Origin of the sequence: Litoribaculum gwangyangense (assembly GCF_039543505.1) — a bacterium.
Lineage (GTDB): Bacteria > Bacteroidota > Bacteroidia > Flavobacteriales > Flavobacteriaceae > Litoribaculum > Litoribaculum gwangyangense.
Genome location: NZ_BAABJW010000001.1, coordinates 385,376 through 405,294 on the forward strand (window position 1 = coordinate 385,376; position 19,919 = coordinate 405,294).

Annotated in this window: 22 protein-coding genes; 2 read left to right on the plus strand and 20 right to left on the minus strand. The window is 32.7% G+C overall.

Annotated elements, in window-relative coordinates:
* Positions 1 to 17 precede the first annotated feature (17 nt).
* Positions 18 to 1,847, plus strand: coding sequence for a GNAT family N-acyltransferase (locus ABD963_RS01610; protein WP_345275190.1), 1,830 nt, complete (start codon positions 18 to 20; stop codon positions 1,845 to 1,847).
* On the opposite strand, the gene ABD963_RS01615 is transcribed toward ABD963_RS01610, so the two are convergent.
* From ABD963_RS01615 to ABD963_RS01705, 19 genes are all read right to left on the minus strand, one after another.
* The gene (locus tag ABD963_RS01615) at positions 1,844 to 2,269 is read right to left on the minus strand and encodes an arsenate reductase ArsC (RefSeq protein ID WP_345275191.1); all 426 of its coding nucleotides are present in this window, start codon (positions 2,267 to 2,269) and stop codon (positions 1,844 to 1,846) included. The genes ABD963_RS01610 and ABD963_RS01615 overlap by 4 nt on opposite strands.
* A 94-nt stretch (positions 2,270 to 2,363) precedes the next feature.
* A complete protein-coding gene (locus tag ABD963_RS01620; protein WP_345275192.1) occupies positions 2,364 to 2,861 on the minus strand; it encodes a DUF6428 family protein in 498 nt (165 codons plus the stop codon).
* Between the two features lie 41 nt (positions 2,862 to 2,902).
* Complete coding sequence (locus ABD963_RS01625; RefSeq protein ID WP_345275193.1) at positions 2,903 to 3,226, minus strand: ArsR/SmtB family transcription factor; 324 nt, start codon at positions 3,224 to 3,226, stop codon at positions 2,903 to 2,905.
* Between the two features lie 111 nt (positions 3,227 to 3,337).
* On the minus strand, positions 3,338 to 3,784 hold the full coding sequence (locus ABD963_RS01630) for a TM2 domain-containing protein (protein ID WP_345275194.1): 447 nt from the start codon (positions 3,782 to 3,784) through the stop codon (positions 3,338 to 3,340).
* Positions 3,785 to 3,877: 93 nt separating this feature from the next.
* On the minus strand, positions 3,878 to 4,642 hold the full coding sequence (locus ABD963_RS01635; protein WP_345275195.1) for a sulfite exporter TauE/SafE family protein: 765 nt from the start codon (positions 4,640 to 4,642) through the stop codon (positions 3,878 to 3,880).
* A gap of 24 nt (positions 4,643 to 4,666) precedes the next feature.
* On the minus strand, positions 4,667 to 5,053 hold the full coding sequence (locus tag ABD963_RS01640; protein WP_345275196.1) for a VOC family protein: 387 nt from the start codon (positions 5,051 to 5,053) through the stop codon (positions 4,667 to 4,669).
* Between the two features lie 14 nt (positions 5,054 to 5,067).
* A complete protein-coding gene (locus ABD963_RS01645) occupies positions 5,068 to 5,439 on the minus strand; it encodes a VOC family protein (protein ID WP_345275197.1) in 372 nt (123 codons plus the stop codon).
* Between the two features lie 11 nt (positions 5,440 to 5,450).
* Entirely contained in the window at positions 5,451 to 5,915 is a 465-nt protein-coding gene (locus tag ABD963_RS01650) for a DUF1801 domain-containing protein (RefSeq protein WP_345275198.1), read from the minus strand.
* Positions 5,916 to 5,922: 7 nt separating this feature from the next.
* Positions 5,923 to 6,429 (minus strand): DUF4199 domain-containing protein, encoded by a 507-nt coding sequence (locus ABD963_RS01655; RefSeq protein ID WP_345275199.1) that lies wholly within the window; start codon positions 6,427 to 6,429, stop codon positions 5,923 to 5,925.
* Between the two features lie 104 nt (positions 6,430 to 6,533).
* On the minus strand, positions 6,534 to 6,944 hold the full coding sequence (locus tag ABD963_RS01660; RefSeq protein ID WP_345275200.1) for a LuxR C-terminal-related transcriptional regulator: 411 nt from the start codon (positions 6,942 to 6,944) through the stop codon (positions 6,534 to 6,536).
* Positions 6,945 to 6,953: 9 nt separating this feature from the next.
* Positions 6,954 to 7,910, minus strand: coding sequence for a 2-hydroxyacid dehydrogenase (locus ABD963_RS01665; protein WP_345275201.1), 957 nt, complete (start codon positions 7,908 to 7,910; stop codon positions 6,954 to 6,956).
* A gap of 122 nt (positions 7,911 to 8,032) precedes the next feature.
* Positions 8,033 to 9,403 (minus strand): magnesium transporter, encoded by a 1,371-nt coding sequence (gene mgtE, locus ABD963_RS01670; protein ID WP_345275932.1) that lies wholly within the window; start codon positions 9,401 to 9,403, stop codon positions 8,033 to 8,035.
* 18 nt (positions 9,404 to 9,421) lie between these two features.
* Positions 9,422 to 10,216 carry a 16S rRNA (adenine(1518)-N(6)/adenine(1519)-N(6))-dimethyltransferase RsmA gene (rsmA, locus tag ABD963_RS01675; RefSeq protein ID WP_345275202.1) on the minus strand — a complete coding sequence of 265 codons (795 nt, stop codon included), beginning with the start codon at positions 10,214 to 10,216 and terminating at the stop codon, positions 9,422 to 9,424.
* A gap of 67 nt (positions 10,217 to 10,283) precedes the next feature.
* Entirely contained in the window at positions 10,284 to 10,604 is a 321-nt protein-coding gene (locus tag ABD963_RS01680; protein WP_345275203.1) for a DUF4286 family protein, read from the minus strand.
* A gap of 19 nt (positions 10,605 to 10,623) precedes the next feature.
* A complete protein-coding gene (locus ABD963_RS01685) occupies positions 10,624 to 12,399 on the minus strand; it encodes a tetratricopeptide repeat protein (protein ID WP_345275204.1) in 1,776 nt (591 codons plus the stop codon).
* Positions 12,400 to 12,617: 218 nt separating this feature from the next.
* Positions 12,618 to 12,740 carry a hypothetical protein gene (locus tag ABD963_RS01690; RefSeq protein ID WP_345275205.1) on the minus strand — a complete coding sequence of 41 codons (123 nt, stop codon included), beginning with the start codon at positions 12,738 to 12,740 and terminating at the stop codon, positions 12,618 to 12,620.
* 158 nt (positions 12,741 to 12,898) lie between these two features.
* Positions 12,899 to 14,170, minus strand: coding sequence for a serine--tRNA ligase (serS, locus tag ABD963_RS01695; protein ID WP_345275206.1), 1,272 nt, complete (start codon positions 14,168 to 14,170; stop codon positions 12,899 to 12,901).
* Between the two features lie 44 nt (positions 14,171 to 14,214).
* On the minus strand, positions 14,215 to 15,531 hold the full coding sequence (locus ABD963_RS01700; protein WP_345275933.1) for an HTTM domain-containing protein: 1,317 nt from the start codon (positions 15,529 to 15,531) through the stop codon (positions 14,215 to 14,217).
* Complete coding sequence (locus ABD963_RS01705) at positions 15,524 to 16,459, minus strand: bifunctional riboflavin kinase/FAD synthetase (RefSeq protein WP_345275207.1); 936 nt, start codon at positions 16,457 to 16,459, stop codon at positions 15,524 to 15,526. The genes ABD963_RS01700 and ABD963_RS01705 overlap by 8 nt, the downstream gene beginning before the upstream one ends.
* Before the next feature lie 82 nt (positions 16,460 to 16,541).
* On the opposite strand from ABD963_RS01705, the gene ABD963_RS01710 reads away from it, so the two are divergent.
* A complete protein-coding gene (locus tag ABD963_RS01710; RefSeq protein ID WP_345275208.1) occupies positions 16,542 to 19,187 on the plus strand; it encodes a zinc-dependent metalloprotease in 2,646 nt (881 codons plus the stop codon).
* A gap of 26 nt (positions 19,188 to 19,213) precedes the next feature.
* Here the strand turns inward: ABD963_RS01710 and pth are convergent, their stop codons facing one another.
* Positions 19,214 to 19,780, minus strand: a complete 567-nt coding sequence (gene pth / locus ABD963_RS01715) for an aminoacyl-tRNA hydrolase (protein ID WP_425562783.1) — start codon at positions 19,778 to 19,780, stop codon at positions 19,214 to 19,216.
* Positions 19,781 to 19,919 lie beyond the last annotated feature (139 nt).

Genomic DNA, 19,919 nt, shown 5'->3' on the forward strand with positions numbered 1-19,919 from the left:
TTAGTACATTTACAACCATGACTAAACAACCAAATACAGGTTTAGTAACCGCAAAAGAAGTCGCCAAAGCCATTCAATTAGACAAATATGGCTTCATTGGCACCTTTATTGGTTGGCTTTTAATGAAATTACTTAAGATTTCTAAGCTCAATAAAATATACAACCGCAATAAACACCTAGAAGAATTACCTTTTCTAAACGCCATTCTAGATGATTTTCAAATAAAATTTGAAATCCCTGAAGAAGATTTAAAACGCTTACCAAAAGATGGAGCTTACATAACCATTTCCAACCATCCACTTGGTGGTATTGATGGTATTTTACTATTAAAGTTAATGCTGGAACAACGAAAGGATTTTAAAATAATCGCCAATTTTTTATTGCACAGAATTGAGCCTTTAGTGCCTTACATCATGCCTGTAAACCCTTTCGAGGATAGGAAAGATGTTAAATCGAGTATTTCTGGTTTTAAAAATTCTATTCTCCATTTACGAGAAGGACACCCGCTAGGTATTTTCCCAGCAGGTGAAGTTTCTACCTATCGTGATGGTAAATTAGTGGTTGACAGACCTTGGGAAGAAGCCGCTATGAAACTAGTAAAAAAAGCCGAAGTGCCAGTAGTTCCCATCTATTTTCATGCAAAAAATAGTAAACTTTTTTATAAGCTTTCAAAAATTAACGACACTTTTAGAACTGCTAAATTACCATCAGAATTATTAACCCAGAAAAGACGGGTTATAAAAGTTAGAATTGGAAGACCAATCTCTGTTGAAGACCAAAAAGAATACACCACACTTGAGGAATTCTCAGAATTTTTAAGACGAAAAACCTACATGCTATCTAATGCTTTTGAAGACAAACCAAAAATACTAGACAACATTCAATCTACACTTAAAGCACCAAAAACACCAAAACGCATTGTTACTCCAGTTGAAACGGAGCTAATGGTAAAAGAAGTGGAAGCGCTCAGAAATGATAATTCAAGGCTTTTAGAAAGTAAGAATTATGAAGTATTTTTAGCTCAAGCAAATAAAATTCCCAACATTTTACGTGAAATTGGTCGTCTTCGTGAAATTACTTTTAGAGAAGTTGGTGAAGGAACTAATGAAGCCATCGATCTCGATAATTTTGACAATTATTACCACCATATGTTTTTGTGGGATAATGAAAATAATTTATTAGCTGGTGCCTATCGGATGGGCTTGGGTTCTAAAATTTTTGAGCGCTACGGAATAGATGGGTTTTATCTACAAGATTTATTCCGATTTGAACCCGAGCTCTATAAAATGATGAGTCAATCCATTGAAATGGGGCGTGCATTTATTATTAAAGAATACCAACAAAAACCCATGCCTCTGTTTTTACTTTGGAAAGGTATTGTACACATTACGCTTCGCTACCCAGAACATAAATATTTAATTGGAGGTGTTAGTATAAGTAATCAGTTTTCAAACTTCTCAAAATCATTGATGGTGGAATTTATGAAATCGCATTATTACGACCCATACATTGCACAATATGTGCGCCCTAAGAAAGAATTTAAAGTGAAACTGAAAGATGCCGATAAGGATTTTGTTTTTGATGAAGCCGAGGCCGATTTAAATAAGTTCGATAAGTTTATTGATGAAATAGAACCCGGAGCATTACGCTTACCGGTTTTATTGAAAAAGTATATTAAACAAAATGCCAGATTAGTAGCATTTAATGTCGACCCACTTTTCAACAACTCTGTAGATGGATTGATGTATATTAAAATTGCCGATTTGCCAGAAAGTACCGTGCGTCCTGTAATGGAGGAATTTCAAGCCGAATTGGAACGCAAGTTTATGGAAAAAAATGGAGGTTAAATCAGCTCGTATTGCTCAACAAACTTTTTAAAATAGTTTTTAATTTCCTCTCTGGCTTTTAAAAATGCGGCGTGTTTTTCTTTTTTACTTCCCACCACTTTTGATGGGTCGAAGAAATTATGATGTAATCTTATTGCATTTTTACTAGGTATGTACGGGCAATTTTCGTTGGCATGATCGCACACGGTAATGATGTAATCAAAATCTAGATCCTTATACCCGTCCACGTTGTTTGAAGTATGATGGGAAATATCTAATCCATCTTCTTTCATGATGGCCAAAGCACCAGGGTTCAATCCGTGAGTTTCAATGCCTGCGCTATATACTTTTACTTTTCGATTATCTAAAAAATGGTTTAAATACCCATGTGCCATTTGGCTTCTACAGGAATTTCCTGTACATAATACTAAAATATTTTTCATATATTTTTTATTACCCTAGTAAGAGTCTTTTAATTAAAATAAATTGTTGATGAACAGATTGCTTCGTCTTACCTCTTCGCAATGACGAATTAAATTAACAACAATTTCCATTTGGTGAACAACAAGGTTCATCACTTTCTAAAACTGGCTCTAAAACTTCCTTTACGCCACAAGCTACTTTGGCTTTACAATCTGTTTTTTCAACAGCTAATTTAAATATTAAATTGTTGTTTTGTATTTCAAAATCGTTAACAAAAAGTTGTGCTGTGTGAAAATTTGCATTGCTATATTCAAACTTGATCTCAGCATCTAAAACATAAGCTTTCATTTTACCTACTTTTTTTAAAATGCTTAAGGCTTTATAAACACTCATATAATCTTTTTTATCGAATTCACTTGGGCTTTCCCAAAGTTGAATAATGGTTTCTTTCCAAGCATGATTTTGTATGCCGCAATCTACAGAATCAACCGTGATGTGCTTTACTTCAGTAATATGGTAATTGGCTCCAACAAATCTAGTTGGTGCATATTCGAACCATAAAGATTTGTCTTTATTTGCCTCAAGTATTTTAAAGAATTCTTGTGTTTTCATAGTCTTTTGTTTTAAATGAGTTGCCACATGCCAATAATCGGCTAACAGCAATTGGATTTTGTTTTATTGAAAAATGTGTTTAATTGATGCTGTATTTGTGACCATCTTTCTATATTAATACAATAGCACATGCTTTTACCTTCAATCTCACCTTTAAGCAACCCTATACTTTTGAGTTCCTTTAGATGTTGTGAAATAGTAGCTTGCGCGAGCCCAATTTCTTCAACTAAATCGCTGCATATACAAGCATTTTGATTACTTATATATTGCAGGATAGCCACTCTAGCGGGATGCCCCAATACCTTAAAAAACTGAGCTAAGTCGTTTTGTTGCCCGGTGAATATCTCTGTTTTAGTAACACCCATTTTTTATATTTATATATTGCAATATTACGATGTTAATTTTAAATAAAAAAGCCAAAATATCGTTTTTTGGCTTTTCATAATAATTCTTTAAAGGAAATTATTAAGCAATTTTTAAAACCATGGTTTTTTACCAACTTGATAAGTGTTGTAAAATTCCTCATCAGATTTAGTTAAGTAAATAATTCCTTCTATAAGACCTAAAATACTCATTACCCAACCAGCTATTCCACAGGTTAAAACACCTAAAATCAAAGTAATTACTAATATTATAATTCCTTCTTTATTGTATCCAAGAATAAACTTGTGGATTCCAAAAACACCAAGTAAAATAGCTAAAACACCTGCTAATATTTTTTTATTATCACTTGAGGCAAATGTTTCTTTAGCACTTTTGGAAAACTCTGAAGCTGTCTCTTTAGCTTCCTTTGCGTATTCTTTAGCCTTTTCCTTAGCTTCACCAGCTAGTTTTTCAGCTTTATCAGCAGCTTTCTTAGTGCCTTCTTTTGCATCGCCTAACATCTCATTTAGGTCGTCGCTTAAATTTTTTTCGTCAGACATAATTTTTAGTTTTGATTTGTTTTTTAAAAGTAATAAAAATAAACTTCATTACTAAGGATGTGTCTTTCAAATTAAAAGAACGTTACAAATAAATTATCTGAAAAATAAAACAATGCCTCCTATAGCAGTTACAATTAAAATAAAACGCCTGTAATTTAAATTAGAAATACGTTTCACAATGGTAACTCCAACAAAAAAACCTGCAAGAACCATGGGAATTAAAATAGTATTCAAAGCTAAAGTTTCTAATGAAACGGTTTTCCAAACGAAGAAGTGAAATGGCAATTTAAATACATTAATGATAAAAAATAACCAAGCCGCTGTTCCTATGAATTCGTTTTTTGGGAAACGCATAGCTAAAAAATATATGTTTGAAATAGGACCGGCCAAATTACCTATCATGGTTGTAAAACCTGCCAAAAACCCTGTGATATAAGCAAACCACTTGTTGGTTGGTACTTTGGTAGAATTTCGAATTTCTGTAAAAAACATGATGATTACTGAGGCAATTATAATAACTGCCATGAGTCTTTTAAACAAAATTTCAGAAACATCATTACCAATCCAAACACCCACTAAAACACCAACAATCATCCATGGAATAAGTTTCTTAATAATATGCCATTGGGCATGTTTGTTGTAATAAACCACCGCAAAAATATCTGCAAAAATCAACATGGGTAGTAATATACCGGTTGATGCTTTTTCACCAAAAACAAAGGCTAAAATTACAACAATAATAATCCCGATTCCTTTTATTCCAGACTTAGATAAACCTAATAAAAAAACTGCAAGACCTATGGCTACCCATTGTAATGCAGTTAATTGGTATGATTGAATTATCTCTATATAAGTCAATAGTCGTTTTTTGAAGCAAGCAATTTACAAAAACGCACTATCAACTGGTTCCCAAAGTTCAATTTTATTTCCATCGTTATCAAGAATCCAACCGAATTTTCCATACTCGTATTCCTGAATATCTCCTACAACTGTTACACCTTCTTCTTTTAAAACCTCAAGTAATTTTTTTAAATTTTCAACTCGATAATTAAACATAAAATCCTTTTTTGAAGGCTCATAATATTTTGTGTCTTCAGGAAATGGACTCCATTGGGTTGTACAATCCTTCCCCAATTGATCTTTCCACCAGAAAGTAAAGCCATAATCATCCGTACTAAATCCTAAATGTTTTTTATACCACTCTCTGGTAGCTTTGGGATTTCTGGTTTTAAAAAACAACCCGCCTATCCCTGTTACTCTTTTTTCCATTTTTGATGTTTAATTTATACGTGTTGATCGATAAGAATGGTATTTCCATCAGGGTCATATAATACGATGCTGGCAGGTCCAGAAGTGCTATCGTCTGCTTCTGTCTCCAACTTTATATTATTGCTTTTTAAATGTTTTTGAATACTTCTAACATCATCAAAAGACTCTACTTTGTTTGCGCTTTCGTCCCAACCTGGGTTAAAGGTTAAAATATTTTGCTCGAACATCCCTTGAAACAATCCAATAAGGGCGTTACCGTTTTTCATGATTAGATAATTTTTTTCTAACTCCCCTGCAAACACTTTAAACCCTAAGGTTTCATAAAATTGCTTTGAAGCTTTAATGTCTTTAACACTTAAACTAGCTGAAAAGGCTCCTAATTTCATATTATAAGTTTTTATTGATTACTCTTTTTTATGGTAGTTTCATAAATACTAATCCATTCATCACAAGATACTTTTTTGGTTAACTCTCCAATAAGATCAAAAGGAATATCGTCCATTCTTTTAAAGCGAATACAACTTTTACCCATATCCAATTTGTATTTACAGCGTTTGCCATATTCGGAAGTAAACCAATCTAACAATTCCTTTTTTGAATAAAGCACCATACTATAAACGGCAATGAAGTTTTTTTGTGAAGCCAGATTCATAAAAGGCAAAGGGTCTTTTGGGTTGCAATGATACCCTTCTGGATATACCGTATGCGGTATCACATAACCTAACATACCATAAGACATTGTTTCTTCAACCCCCATGGGAAGGTTTTCTAAAATTTGCTGTCTCAGCTTTTGAATGGGCGCTTTTCTTTCTGATGGTAATTCATCCAAATATTGCTGTGGTGATGTTGCGTTAGATTGCATAATAAGATTATTTGCGTTGAAGAATTAAACCTGAAATTAAAGAAACCATGAACCCAAGTATGATAACAGTTGAAAACATCATGAAAGCCATAAATCCAGGACTTCCATAATCTTGCATTTGCTTTGCTAATTCTTCCGTTTTAACTTTCAACTCTTCAGCAGACAACGTGTCTTGCATTTTATTAATAGAATATTCTAAATACTCATTGGCAAAATCTGGATTGATTTGAGAAGTATAAATGTAATCAAAAACAGCAACACCTAGAGCAGAAAACAAGGTAATGCACATTCCTAATCCGATAGCTTTAGCTAATGTTAATTTTCCATTATTTACGGAGTCTCGATAGTGTTTTACTCCAAAATAAACAAACAATAAGGAGAGTATCATGGCAGTGTACCCTATAAGCTCTCCATATTCAAAACCTACACCCATTCCTAAAAAGAAAGGTAAACCAAATAATACAAAACCACTTATTAATGCATAAAGTCCAAATTTAATTACCGTATTTTTCATTTAAATAAAATATTGATTAATAAAACAAAAGTAGATTGATTAAGTAAAAGAGGACTCATACTAAAGTACTAAATTGCTAGCACTTAAGTTGTAAAGCTAATAAATTAAATGATATTTAGGTCTTTTGAAATTTGAATGGCCTGTGTACGTCGTTTCGCATTTAATTTAACCAACAAATTAGAAACATGTGTTTTAATAGTACTTTCTGAAACAAATAATTTTTTGGCAATTTCTTGATTAGACAAACCTGAAGCGACTTCTTTTAATACCTCATATTCTCGTTTACTAAGACCTAATTCTTCAATTCTTTTAAAATCTAAAGTTTTGGATGAAGCAGATTGTTGTTTTTGGGTTTTTTTATTTATAAATATCCCAATACCTAGAAAAACAAGAGCTACAAATGCCATTATATATTCCACTTGTAAATCGCCACTAATTAATGAATACTTACTAAACTGAAATAATAATAAAAGTGCTAAAATAAGCAGTGAAAAAACTACGACTGTTTGTCTCATGCAATAAAATTAACAAAATTTTGCCTTTATTTTATCTACAATGGTTTGGGCTAATTTTTCTTTACTTTCTACTGTCCAACCTGCTACATGAGGCGTTAACAATACATTTTGTGCCTTTATAAGATATTGAAAAGCTTCTGGTATCTCGACTGCGCTCGATGTGACATCTTTTTTAAAAAGGTTCTCAAATGAGGCCTTTTCGTATTCTAAAACATCCAAACCAGCTCCTAAAATCTTACCTGATTTTAACGCTATAACTAGGTCTTCAGTAACCACGCTCTTACCCCTTGCCGTATTAAAAAACCAGAAAGGTTTTTGAAAATTATTTATAAAATCTGAATTTACCATCTTTAAAGTTAAAGGTGTTTGTGGTGTGTGTAAACTCAATATATCAACTTTTTTTTGAAATTCGTCCAATGAAACTTGTTTGGCATTTTCATCACCTGCGTTTGCTTTGATGTCATAACACAAAACTTCGACATCAAAACCTTTAAGCTTTTTTGCAAAGGCTTTACCCATGTTTCCATAACCAATTAAACCTACTGTTTTACCATCTAATTCTATACCTCTATTCTCTTCTCTCAACCATTTGCCTTGTCTAACCTCAGCATCAGCTTTATTGAGTTTATTAAATAAAGATAATAACATACCTAATGTATGTTCTCCTACGGCATTACGATTGCCTTCTGGCGCAGCTATAAGCTCGATGCCTTTTAAATGGGCATAATCGCAATCAATATTTTCTAAACCTGCGCCAACGCGACCTATAAATTTTAAGTTTTTAGCAGCATCTAGAAATGTCTTGTCTATGGTAAAACGACTTCTTAAAATAATGCCATCATAATCTTGAATTTTGGTTTCAATTTCTTCTTTTGAAGAGGTGTAATCTTCATCATTTACAAAGCCTAAACTATTTAATTGATGGATTAAGAGTTTGTGATTAGTATCGAGGTGGAGGATTTTCATTAGTGTAATTTAAGCTACAAAATTACGAAGTTTTGCGTTAGGGATTGTAGTGAAAATCCTTTTGTGAGTCACGAACAAAAGATTGCAATGGAAAGCGCGACCCATAGGGTAACGCCAAAGTATCAAATACCCAAAATTAATTTAGCTATCCAGAAATAGATAAGAATTCCAAAAATATCGTTGCTCGTTGTTATGAATGGCCCTGTAGCGATGGCTGGATCTATACCTTGCTTGTTTAAAAAAAGTGGAACAAAAGTACCTATTAAACCTGCTACTATAATAACTACTACTAATGATGTAGATATGGCTAATGCAGTATTTACATCGCCTTGTGTCACCCAAACGAATACAAAAAGAAAAAGGGCTAAAATTGAACCGTTCAATGCGGCGAGTAACATTTCTTTAATTAATCGACTATTAATACTTCCCTTTACATCATCATTTGCTAAACCCTGCACGATAATAGCGCTGGATTGTACACCTACATTACCCGCCATGGCCGCAATAAGCGGTGTAAAAAAGAATAACACTGCATATTTTGAAAAAGCACTTTGAAATCCTTCCATGATGAGAAATGCTCCCACGCCACCAACTAAACCTAAAAATAACCATGGCAAGCGTGCTTTTGTAAGCTGATAAATACTGTCGTCTGAATCAACATCTCCTGTAATACCAGCAGCTAATTGATAATCTTTATCAGCCTCTTCTTTCATCACATCAACAATATCGTCAATGGTTATTCGACCCAATAGTTTTTGATTATCATCAACTACGGGAACAGCTTCCAAATCATATTTCTGCATCACCTTTATAACATCTTCTGCGTCATCTTTCACATTTACTGAATCTACATTTGAGTTTTTAATTTCAGCAATTTTTTGGTCGCTTTTGGCTGTTATCAAATCTTTTAATGATAGTCTTCCTATCAATCGTTCTTGTTTGTCTACCACATAAATGGAATGTACCCTAGTAACATCTTTTGCCTGCCCTCTAATTCTGCGCATACACCCTGCTACCGTCCAAGTTTCATAAACTTTAACGAGTTCTTTTGCCATCAAACCACCAGCAGTGTCTTCATCATAGGCTAAAAGTTCTCTAATTTCAGCTTTATGGTCTTCGTCTTCAATTTGGGCGATAACGTCCTGTTGACGATCCTCGGGTAATTCTGAAATAATATCCGCCGCATCATCGGTGTCTAACTCCTCAATTTCTTCAGCAATTTCTTTGGCAGAAAGGTTTTTTAAAACTTTTTCCCTGTTGTCTTCATCCATCTCCATGAGAATGTCTGAAGTTGTTTCAGAATCCAAAAGCTTGATAACATACATTGCCTCTTCTAGGTTGAGTTCATCTAGAATTTCAGCTATGTCGGCATAATGAAAATCGTCGAGTAGTTTGTGGAGTTCCTTATCGTTTTTTTCCTCAATAAGTAACTCAACCTGCTCGATAAGTTCATCTGTAAGTTGGAATTGTATGTTTTCTTTTTCTTCTAACAAATTCAAAGCTTAAAAGGGTTATATCTCATTTTCTATCCATTGAGTAAGCTCAATAAACTCTTGAACACTTAATTGCTCTGGACGTTTGTCAAATATACTATTTGCTTTTAAATTATCTGATAAATTGAAGGTTTTTAAACTGTTCCTGATGGTTTTTCGGCGTTGTTGAAAAGCGGTTTTTACCGTTTTGAAGAATAGTTTTTCATCACAAGGCAATGAGTAATCTGTTTTTCTTATGAGCCTTAAAACTCCCGAATCTACTTTTGGTGGTGGATTAAATACATTTGGCGGTACGGTAAATAAATATTCTGCTTTATAAAACGCTTGCACTAAAACCGATAAAATACCATAAACTTTACTGCCTTTATTTGAGCAAATACGTAAGGCAACTTCCTTTTGAAACATCCCTGAAAACTCAGGGATTTGATTGCGCATTTCTAATGCCTTAAATACAATTTGACTAGAAATATTGTATGGGAAATTACCAATGATGGCAAAATTCTCTTGTTTGAAAAAGGCATTTAAATCGTACTTCAAAAAATCTTTTTCAATAATTCTGGGGGCCAGATTTAAATAGTTGGCTTTAAGATATTCAACAGATTCGCTATCAATTTCAATAACGTAAGTCGTGACCTCTTTTTTAAGTAAATACTTTGTTAAAACTCCCATGCCTGGACCAATCTCCAAAATATTTTTGTAGCCTTGCAAAGTTAATGAATCGGCTATTTTTTGGGCAACAGATTCATCATTTAAAAAATGTTGTCCTAAATGTTTTTTTGCTTTTACTTGGTGTTGGTTTGGGTTGTTTGTCACGAATTCGAGAATGTTATGAAAACAAAAGTACAATATAAATGCAATTGCTTGCACATGAATAACAACACTATTTAAACTCTACGGTATATTCATCAATAATTTGAAGCTCGGTTCTAAAGGCCAGTACTTTATCGCCAAATCTTAAGGCGTCTTTTCGCAATTTTTCGGCATCTTCTTTGTAATACCTATCTAATGCTTCCCGCGAATAGGAACGATATTGAATGGAGTAAGTTACACCACCCATGTCTTCTTCAACCAACACTTTGGTTAACGTGGCCTTTTCAAATTTACCTGTAGACAATACTTGCGGGATGTGTTCTTTTATCCATATTAACCACTCCTTGTGGATACTTTCATCAATATTTACTGTAACATTGTATATGTACATTGGTTTCAATATTTATAACTTAATTAATCGCATCGCCACGTAAAGCTCGGAAGCGTTTTCTGGCTTCCACAAAATAAATGCTGTCGGCATGATTAAAAATAATCTGCTCATATAATTCTTTGGCCTTTTCAGGCATGTTTAAACGTTTTTCGTAAATTTCAGCTAAGTTAAAATAGGCATCATCAATTAAAATGCCTTCTCTATAGTTTTCGATTATAACCTCATAATTAGCTTTTGCTTTTTCATATTGGGAGGTTAATTCAAATAATTGTGCTTGTTTGAAAAGTGTTTGCGCAACAATAGGTTCTGTTTTATGATCGTTTAAAATTTTATCAAGCAAATCAATAGCTCGATCATTTTTATTTTGAAAAGCTAACAAATCTGCCTTTGCGTACAATTTTAGTGCTGTTTGAAGAGAATCTTCATATTTATTGTCCGAAATAAGCAGTTTTAAATCTAGTGCATCATTGGCTATAAGTTGCGATGTTGATGATTTTAAAATTTTAAGCTGCGATTCTGCCCATTTAAAATCTCCCTTATAATAACTGGCTTTAGCTACTTTAAACCGTGCTTCTTGTGAAATGGTACTATTTTTTAGGTTACGCTGAATTTGAGTGTAGTAGATTAATGCTTGATTGAATTTTTCCTGTAAGACTAAAATATCTCCTAATTCTAATTTTACTTTGGCTTTTTCTAATTCGGTTATTGGAAGGTTTAATGTATTTTCTAAAAATAACGTAGCTTCATTTGTTTCATTCATGTAAAATGCCAAAAAATGGGCATAATCAATTTGTAAACTTAATGTCTGGGGTTGTTTCCCAAACGAATTGATCAGATCTAAATATTTATTTCTGATGGCTTCATAATCATCTTTTGAGGCTTCTTTAATTTCTAATTGAAGTAAATTACTGTAAGCCTCCAATTTAGTATCGGCATCTTGGGCTATTCCGGTTAAGTAAGTAAAAATTTCTTTGGCAATAACATTTTCATTGTCATTTAACGCCATAATACCCAATTCTTCTATTCTAGTTAAACTTTGTGGATTTCTATTAAAAATAGCCTTCTCTTGAGTAAATGCTTTATTAAAATCTTTTTGTTGAATGAATAGCCAACTTAACAGCTCGTTCCACAATAAATTGGGTTGCTCTTGTATTTTTTTGAGAAGAATTTTCCTGAATATAACATTGTTTTCATTTCCACTATCCTCACTAATAAAATCGGTAACCGCACGTTTTACGTCTCTAACTGCCAATGGATTGGCTTCTGCAAAATTAATGTAGCTATAAAACATTTTTTCAACATTACCTTGCTCCCCATAAATTTGTGCCAATTGTAAATTAAAATTGTAATCCGGATTTAAAACCATGGCTTTTTCATAAGCGGTTATGGCTTCGTTTAAAAGTGAGTGATTTTGAAACCCTCTGGCTACAGCAAACACATTACTTACACGTTCATCTATACTTAATAGTGCTTTTTTATAATTAATCTCTGCATTTTCAAAATCGTTTTTTAATTGGTAATTATATCCTAACTCTACTGTAAAAGCAGGATAATTTATGCGTTCTAACAATTGTAATATAAATGTTTCAGCCTCGTTGTATTGTTCTAATTCTTGATGCGTGCTTATTATTTGATTAATATAATTAATGTTTGAGGGCGATTTTGAATATAGTTTCTTATATTCAATAAGTGCCTTTTCATATTCGCCATTATTAAAATAATCTTTAGCAATGGCATCGTTTTGAGAAAAGGCAAAAATGCTTGTAAATAAAAGTGTTATTAGAAGAAATCTCATCTTGTAAAGATAGCAAATGTGCTTTTTAGATATTGTAAATATTATTATAAAAAATGCCCGAATATAAATTCGGGCACTAACCAACCAAAAATAATTTGCTATTAACTAACATTAATTAAATACTCGATTGGGGACAGTCTTATATTCCTGAATTATCAGAAATGACTATTTTTAAAGATTTTAAATGGCTTCAAAAAAAATTGATCTGTTCAAATTTCTTATTTACTCACAACAGCAGTAGTTTTATCTTCAGATTTAAAAATCTCAAAATCTGAAAACAACACTTTACTAGCGAAAAAAATTAGAGCAATTAAAAGCACGATGCGTTTAATGTTTTTCATGTAGTTAGTAGGTTAAGTATTTTTGGTCCTGCTAACTTGATAAATAAATTTTAAAAAACAAAAAAAACAGCATAAAAATCGTTAAACAACAGGTATATTTTACACTTAATCGATTTATTTGAATTATAATCTAAATAATTGTAAGATTTTACATCTGGTTAATCAATGGTCTTAAAACCTGTATATGGTTGCAAAACTTCAGGGATTTCAATGCCTTTTTCTGTTTGGTAATTTTCTAAAATCCCAGCAAGTACTCTGGGTAATGCTAAAGAACTTCCGTTTAGTGTATGGGCTAGTTCATTTTTCCCTTCGCTATTTTTAAATCGAAGTTTTAACCGGTTCGCTTGAAAAGTTTCAAAATTAGACACCGAAGAAATTTCTAACCATCGATCTTGTGCGGTTGAAAACACTTCAAAATCATATGTCAAAGCAGAGGCAAATGAGGTATCACCTCCACATAAACGCAAAATCCTGTAAGGTAATTTTAATTCTTTTAAAATTCCTTTTACGTGCTCTACCATACCATCCAAAGCATCATAAGATTTCGTTGGGTGCTCCACTCTAATAATTTCAACTTTATCAAATTGATGCAACCTGTTCAATCCTCTTACATGGGCACCATAACTTCCCGCCTCCCGACGAAAACAGGGCGTATAACCTGTAATGCCAATGGGTAATTCGTTTTCGTTTAAAACAACATCCCTAAAAATATTGGTTCCTGGCACTTCGGCAGTTGGTATGAGGTATAAATTATCTTCAGTTACATGGTACATTTGCCCCTCTTTGTCGGGTAATTGACCAGTGCCAAAACCAGATGCTTCGTTAACCAAATGTGGTAATTGGTATTCAGTGTATCCAGCAGCCGTATTTTTATCTAAAAAATAAGTGATTAGGGCGCGTTGTAATTTGGCTCCTTTTCCTTTATAAACAGGAAATCCAGCACCCGTAATTTTATTCCCCAATTCAAAATCGATGATATCGTACTTCTTTGCCAATTCCCAATGCGGTAATGCATTTTGGTGTAATTTGGGAACCTCACCAGCTCTAAAAACCTCTTCATTATCTAATTCTGAATTTCCTCTTTTAACCAAATCACTTGGAATATTAGGGATTTTATACAAGAGTTCGTTTAAAGCTTCTATTTTGTTGTTTAAGGCATCTGTAAGTTCTTTTGAAGTTTCTTTTAACTCGCCTGTTTTCTCTTTTAAAAGATTTGCTTTTTGTACTTCACCAGATTTAAACAAGTTGCCAATTTCTTTAGATAGTGCATTTGATTCGGCTAACGTATTATCCAATTCCGTTTGAATGCGTCTTCTGTCTTCATCAAAAGCAATAACATCCTCAATCATTTTGGTAGCATCAAGGTTTCGTTTTTCTAAACGTTTAATAACTAATTCTTTGTTTTCTCTAATAAAAGCAACTTGTAACATGTGTTGAAAATTTAAGCCGTAAATTTAATGAATTAGGCAGATATTCACTCGTTATTTGAAGGTAAAATCCAGGAACTGTGTTTAAAAGGGTTCCATTTCTCATTTGCTAAATCAATTTCAGGATTTATCAAGGTTTTATAAGGTTTTCCGTTAATACTTACCTTACAATTTACATATACAGATACGTCTTGTCCATCCTGTTTAAATTGCTTTTTTAAACGTTGAGCAAATTGCCAAATAATATCTGGTTTTGTGGTTGCCGAACGCTGTTGTTTTTTGGTTAAATAATTATCTAAATTAATATTGTGAATTTTACCGGTTTCTTTATTTTCAACTTTATAGATGGCATATCCGCTTTTCGCACGTAGCATCATACGCCATGAAAGTCTGTGGCCTTCTTCTGTCCAAAGTACATCATCTTCAAAAAAATAATGCCTCAACGGAAAACCTATTTGTAGCAAAAAGTAAATTAAAAAAATGATGATTGCGGGTGTTTTAAAGTTAGGGACAATAACTTCTTCTGAACTGTAAAGGGGTTTCTTTTTTAAAAATATATTCCTAATGGTTTGAGGTTCAAAAAAGAATAATGTAAAAGCCAAGGCTAAATATGGAAAAATGCCAATTTGTAATACAAATGAATTGAATAAATGAAAAAATAAAGCCACAATAAAAGCATATTTTCGTGTAGGTTTAAAAAGTAACAAGGGTATTATTAATCCGTCAAACAAGATCCCCCCGTAAGTTAAAGTATAATGTACCCATTTTTGCTGAAGCCAGTCGCCCACTAAAAAATAATTGCTTTTGGGTTTTAATAATAATTCTATAAATGTATTGTCCAACCAATCTGGATATAATTTTGCTAACGACGCATAGGTATAAACAATAAAAAGTTGCAAAACAATAACCCATTTACACCACTGTGCCATGGAAATACTTTTTAATTTAGGGTTCAATTTAACATCCAAAGAAGCGTATTTGTGTGCAGGCAGAAAAACCATTATACTGCTTACTAATACTAACAAATAATAATGATTATTGTAAGCTGATTTTTGCATGAGGTAAGTTGCTGTCCACATGAATGTAAAGCATATTATACTAAATCGGTATTTATAACCAACCATAACAAAAAGCCCAAAAATACCCATAACAACATAATAAAAATACATGCCATTGCCGGGAAGTGGCTGCAACCATTCAAAACCAATAAATGAAAATGTGAAAGCGGGTTCTATTAGTGTGTCTTTTACCCACCCCGTAAAAATGGCGCCTACAGATTCCAGGAAGCATAACAATCCGAAAATAATTCTAAAAACTACAAGGGCTGAATTATCAATATGTTTGAACAAGAATTTGTTAAGTATCATGTTTAGCAATATAATCCAGTGCTACTTTTTTATCATTTGCTAACTGCGTTTTTAAACCTTCAATAGATTCAAATTTTTCCTCATCTCTGATACGTTGTAGTATATCTATCTGAATTTTGGTTCCATAAATATCTTTATCAAAATCAAAAAAATGAACTTCAATGCTTTGTTTATTACCATCAACCGTCGGGTTTATTCCAATGTTCATCATGCCATAAAAAACGGTATTATTTATATTGGATTTTACAATATAAACACCCTGTTTTGGTATAAGTTTATATGCTTCTTCAATCAAAATGTTAGCTGTTGGATATTGCAATTGCTTGCCTAGCCCTCTACCTTTTACCACAGTACCGCTTAACATAAAATGATATCCTAAAAAGCTATTCGCTTTTTCAATATCTCCTTCGTTTAAAGCTTTCCTAATTTTTGTTGAACTTACTGCAACCTCATCAATATCTTGCGCAGAAATTTCCTCAACATCAAAACCGTAAGTTTCTCCAAATAATTTTAAATCGTTTATATCTGCATTTCTATTTCTTCCAAATCGATGATCGTACCCAATAATAACTTTTTTGGCATTGAGCTTTTCAACTAAAATGTATTTCACAAAATCTTCAGCGGAAAGTCTAGAAAATTCTTTTGTAAATTTTTTAATGAGTAAGTTATCTAGTCCTAAAGCGTCTAAGATTGCATAGCGTTCATCAATAGTATTAATTAATTTGATATTGGAATCTTTTTGCAATACCATTCGGGGATGTGGGAAAAAAGTGAGAATTACAGACTTCAAACCATTTAATTTTCCGCTATTAATAAGGCGTTTAATTATCTTTTGATGCCCAATATGTACACCATCAAAAGTACCAATAGTAACCACTGTTGGTTCGCTAGATTTGTAAGTTTCAATATTCTTAATCTTACTCATTTAATGGCACATATTGTTTTTATGGCTTAAAAAAACTAGATTTGTTACAATAGTTTTAGAAGATGACCCCAAAATATTATTTATGAAAACAAAACTACATTATGTTTTAACAATAGCCATGCTTTTGTTTGTATTTTCAAGCTTTGGACAAAAGAATTTTTTTGAAAAAGTTTCTTCTGAAAACAAATCTTTTAAAAATTCCAAAACATCTATTCATGGAATTACTTATGAGTTCAATTATAAAGAATTATCCGAAAAATTATTATTAGCCAAAAAAAATAATAGCAAAAAAATCTCTCCAAAAATTGTTATTGGTTTCCCAAACATAGATGGTGAATTAATTAATTATGAAGTCTTTGAAGCCTCAGTTATGCACCCTGATTTGCAGGCCAAATATCCTGAAATTAGATCGTATGCAGGATATGCCCTTGATAAATCTTCGTCTGTCATTCGATTTAGTTTATCTCCCTATAAAGGACTTACGGGTATTATTTTAGGAAAAGAAAAAACAATTGTTTACAACCCTATTCCTAAAAACCCAAACCAATTATCAGTGCAATATAAATCTGATTTAATTAAGGCTGATGGTTTTGAATGTAAAACGCTAAATTCTTTTTATGAAAAAAGTTCTAAATCAAGTAGTATTAAAGATGCGGATGACAGTCAAAAAAGAACCTACAGACTAGCATTATCTGTTACTGGAGAATACTCGGCTTTTCACGGTGGAACCTTAGCCTCAGTAAATGCTGCTATTGTGGCAACTTTAACCAATGTTAATGCTGTTTTTGAAAATGATTTAAATGCTAATATGGAGTTAGTTGCCAATAATGATGCTGTTATTTATTTAAACCCTAGTACAGATCCCTACTCAAATTCTTCCAACTACAACAGCGAAGTTCAAAGCACATTGGATGCAGTGATTATGAACTTAAATTATGATGTAGGGCATTTATTGGCTGCATCAGAATTTGGAGGAGATGCTGGTTGTATAGGTTGTATTTGTAATTCTGGAAATAAAGGTAGTGCCTACACTTCTGATACTGAACCCGATGGTTTTAATTTTGATATTGACCTAGTAGCACATGAATTAGGTCATCAGTTTGGGGCAAATCACACTTGGACGCATGGAGGCAATGAAGGAGAAAATGTTCAAATGGAAGCAGGTAGCGGAAGCACTGTTATGGGGTATGCAGGTATTACAGGTTCTACCAATGTACAACTGCATAGCGACCCCTATTTTCATGCCATTTCCATTCAACAAATTACAACCGTGATTAAAAACACTTCCTGCGCTGCAATAACAAATACAGGAAATACAACACCTACTGTGAGTGCTGGCAGTAATTTAGTATTACCCATTGGTACTGCTTTTAAATTGGTTGGCTCTGGGAATGATGTTGATGGAGATATTATTACTTACTGTTGGGAGCAAATTGACGAAGATGATGCTGCTACTACTTACCCAAATCCAAGTTCAACAAACTCAAATTCAGTGTTATTTAGATCCTTCCCGCCTACAATTAGTAATACAAGATATTTTCCAAATTTGGCTGATTTAAAATTTGGTATTAATGCAACGCAATGGGAAAAAATACCAAATGTTAACAGAACGGCAGATTTTAGATTAACCGTGAGGGACAACAAACCCGGCGGTGCTAATAATTCTCATGATGATATGCTGGTTACTTTTGACTCTAACTATGGCCCTTTTGAAATTACATCCCAAAATACATCTGGAATTTTGTGGACTAGCGGAACCACTGAAACCATTACTTGGAACGTCAATAACACAAATAATTTAGTTGGAGCTTCTAATGTTAATATTTTATTGTCAACGGATGGGGGAGAAACATATACGAATATAGTTAGCAACATACCCAATAATGGAAGCTATACTCTAACGGTACCAAATACTCCTGCCCCATACTGCAGAATTATGATTGAGCCCACTAATAATAATTTCTTTGCCATAAATTCTGAAGATTTTGCAATCGATTATAACATCACCACCACATGTACTCAGTACAATTCGCCTTCAGGTTTAGGAATTTCCATTACAGATAATGCCGGTAATTTTACACAAAGCCATATTATAAATGTTACCGATGCAACAACGATTACCGATGTTAATATTGGCGTTAATATTTCTCATACGTATATTGGAGATTTAGCAGTGGCTGTATTAAGTCCAAATGGGACTGGTGTATTATTAAAATCCCCAAGTGATTGTGATTCAGAAGAAGATTTATTGGGAATATTTGACGATCAAGCAATAACCTATAATTGTTTAAATTCATCGGCAAACATAGCATCAAAATCTTTAAATGATTTGTTGTCCAGTTTAAATGGCGAAAATGCATCAGGTAATTGGACTATTCAGGTGGGTGATTTTGAAGCAGGTGATAATGGAACGTTAAATTCTTGGTTTGTTGAAATTTGCGAAACAACTGAAACGTTACTAAATACTGATGGCCATGAAATATCCAACTTTAAACTTTATCCAAACCCAAATAAAGGAGAATTTACAATTAAATTAAATAATTCCTTATCAAATGAAATATCGGTTGAAGTATTTGATTTAAGAGGTAGAAATATTTTTTACAACACCTATAATAATGCCGATGATTTTAATGAAACTATTCGCTTAACTAATATACAAACGGGCATGTATATTTTAAACGTAACCGATGGTTCAAGAAATTATTTAAGAAAAATTATTATTGAATAGATATAAAGTTTTGATTACTTATATTTTTATTTGCCGTTGTAGGCGTTCATCGTATTATTAACACCAGCAAGTGCAAAAGATTTTATTAGTTCAATTGATTTTTGCAAGCGCTCGTTTAGGTTTTCATTTTCCTCATCGGTCCATTCTCCCAGAACGTAATCAATCTGTTTTCCTTTGTTAAAAGCATCACTAATACCAAATCTAAACCGGTTATAGTTTGTAGTATTTAGTTTGTCTTGAATGTCTTTCAAACCATTATGTCCCCCATCACTCCCTTTGGTTTTTAATCTTATACTTCCAAAAGGTAAGTTTAAATCATCCGTGATAACCAAGAGATTTTCTAATGGTATATTTTCTTTATTCAACCAATACAATACAGCCTTTCCACTCAAATTCATGTAAGTATTTGGTTTAAGCAAAATAAAAGTTCTTCCTTTTAATTTATAGGTTGCAATATCGCCCAATTTTTGCGTTTCAAAGGTTAAGCCTTCTTCTTTTGCAAAATTATCCAAAACTTTAAAGCCTATATTATGACGCGTGTTTTCATACTTTTCACCAATATTTCCTAAACCAACTATCAAATATTTTTTCATAGGATTTTGTTCTTCTATGTGTTTTTTCTCCTTGAATAAATTTCTTAAAAATTGCCACATAAAAAATGCTTGTTTTTGTAAAAATAAAAAAGCATCCTTAATTAAACAGGATGCTTTTAATATTTAGTTAAGAATATGT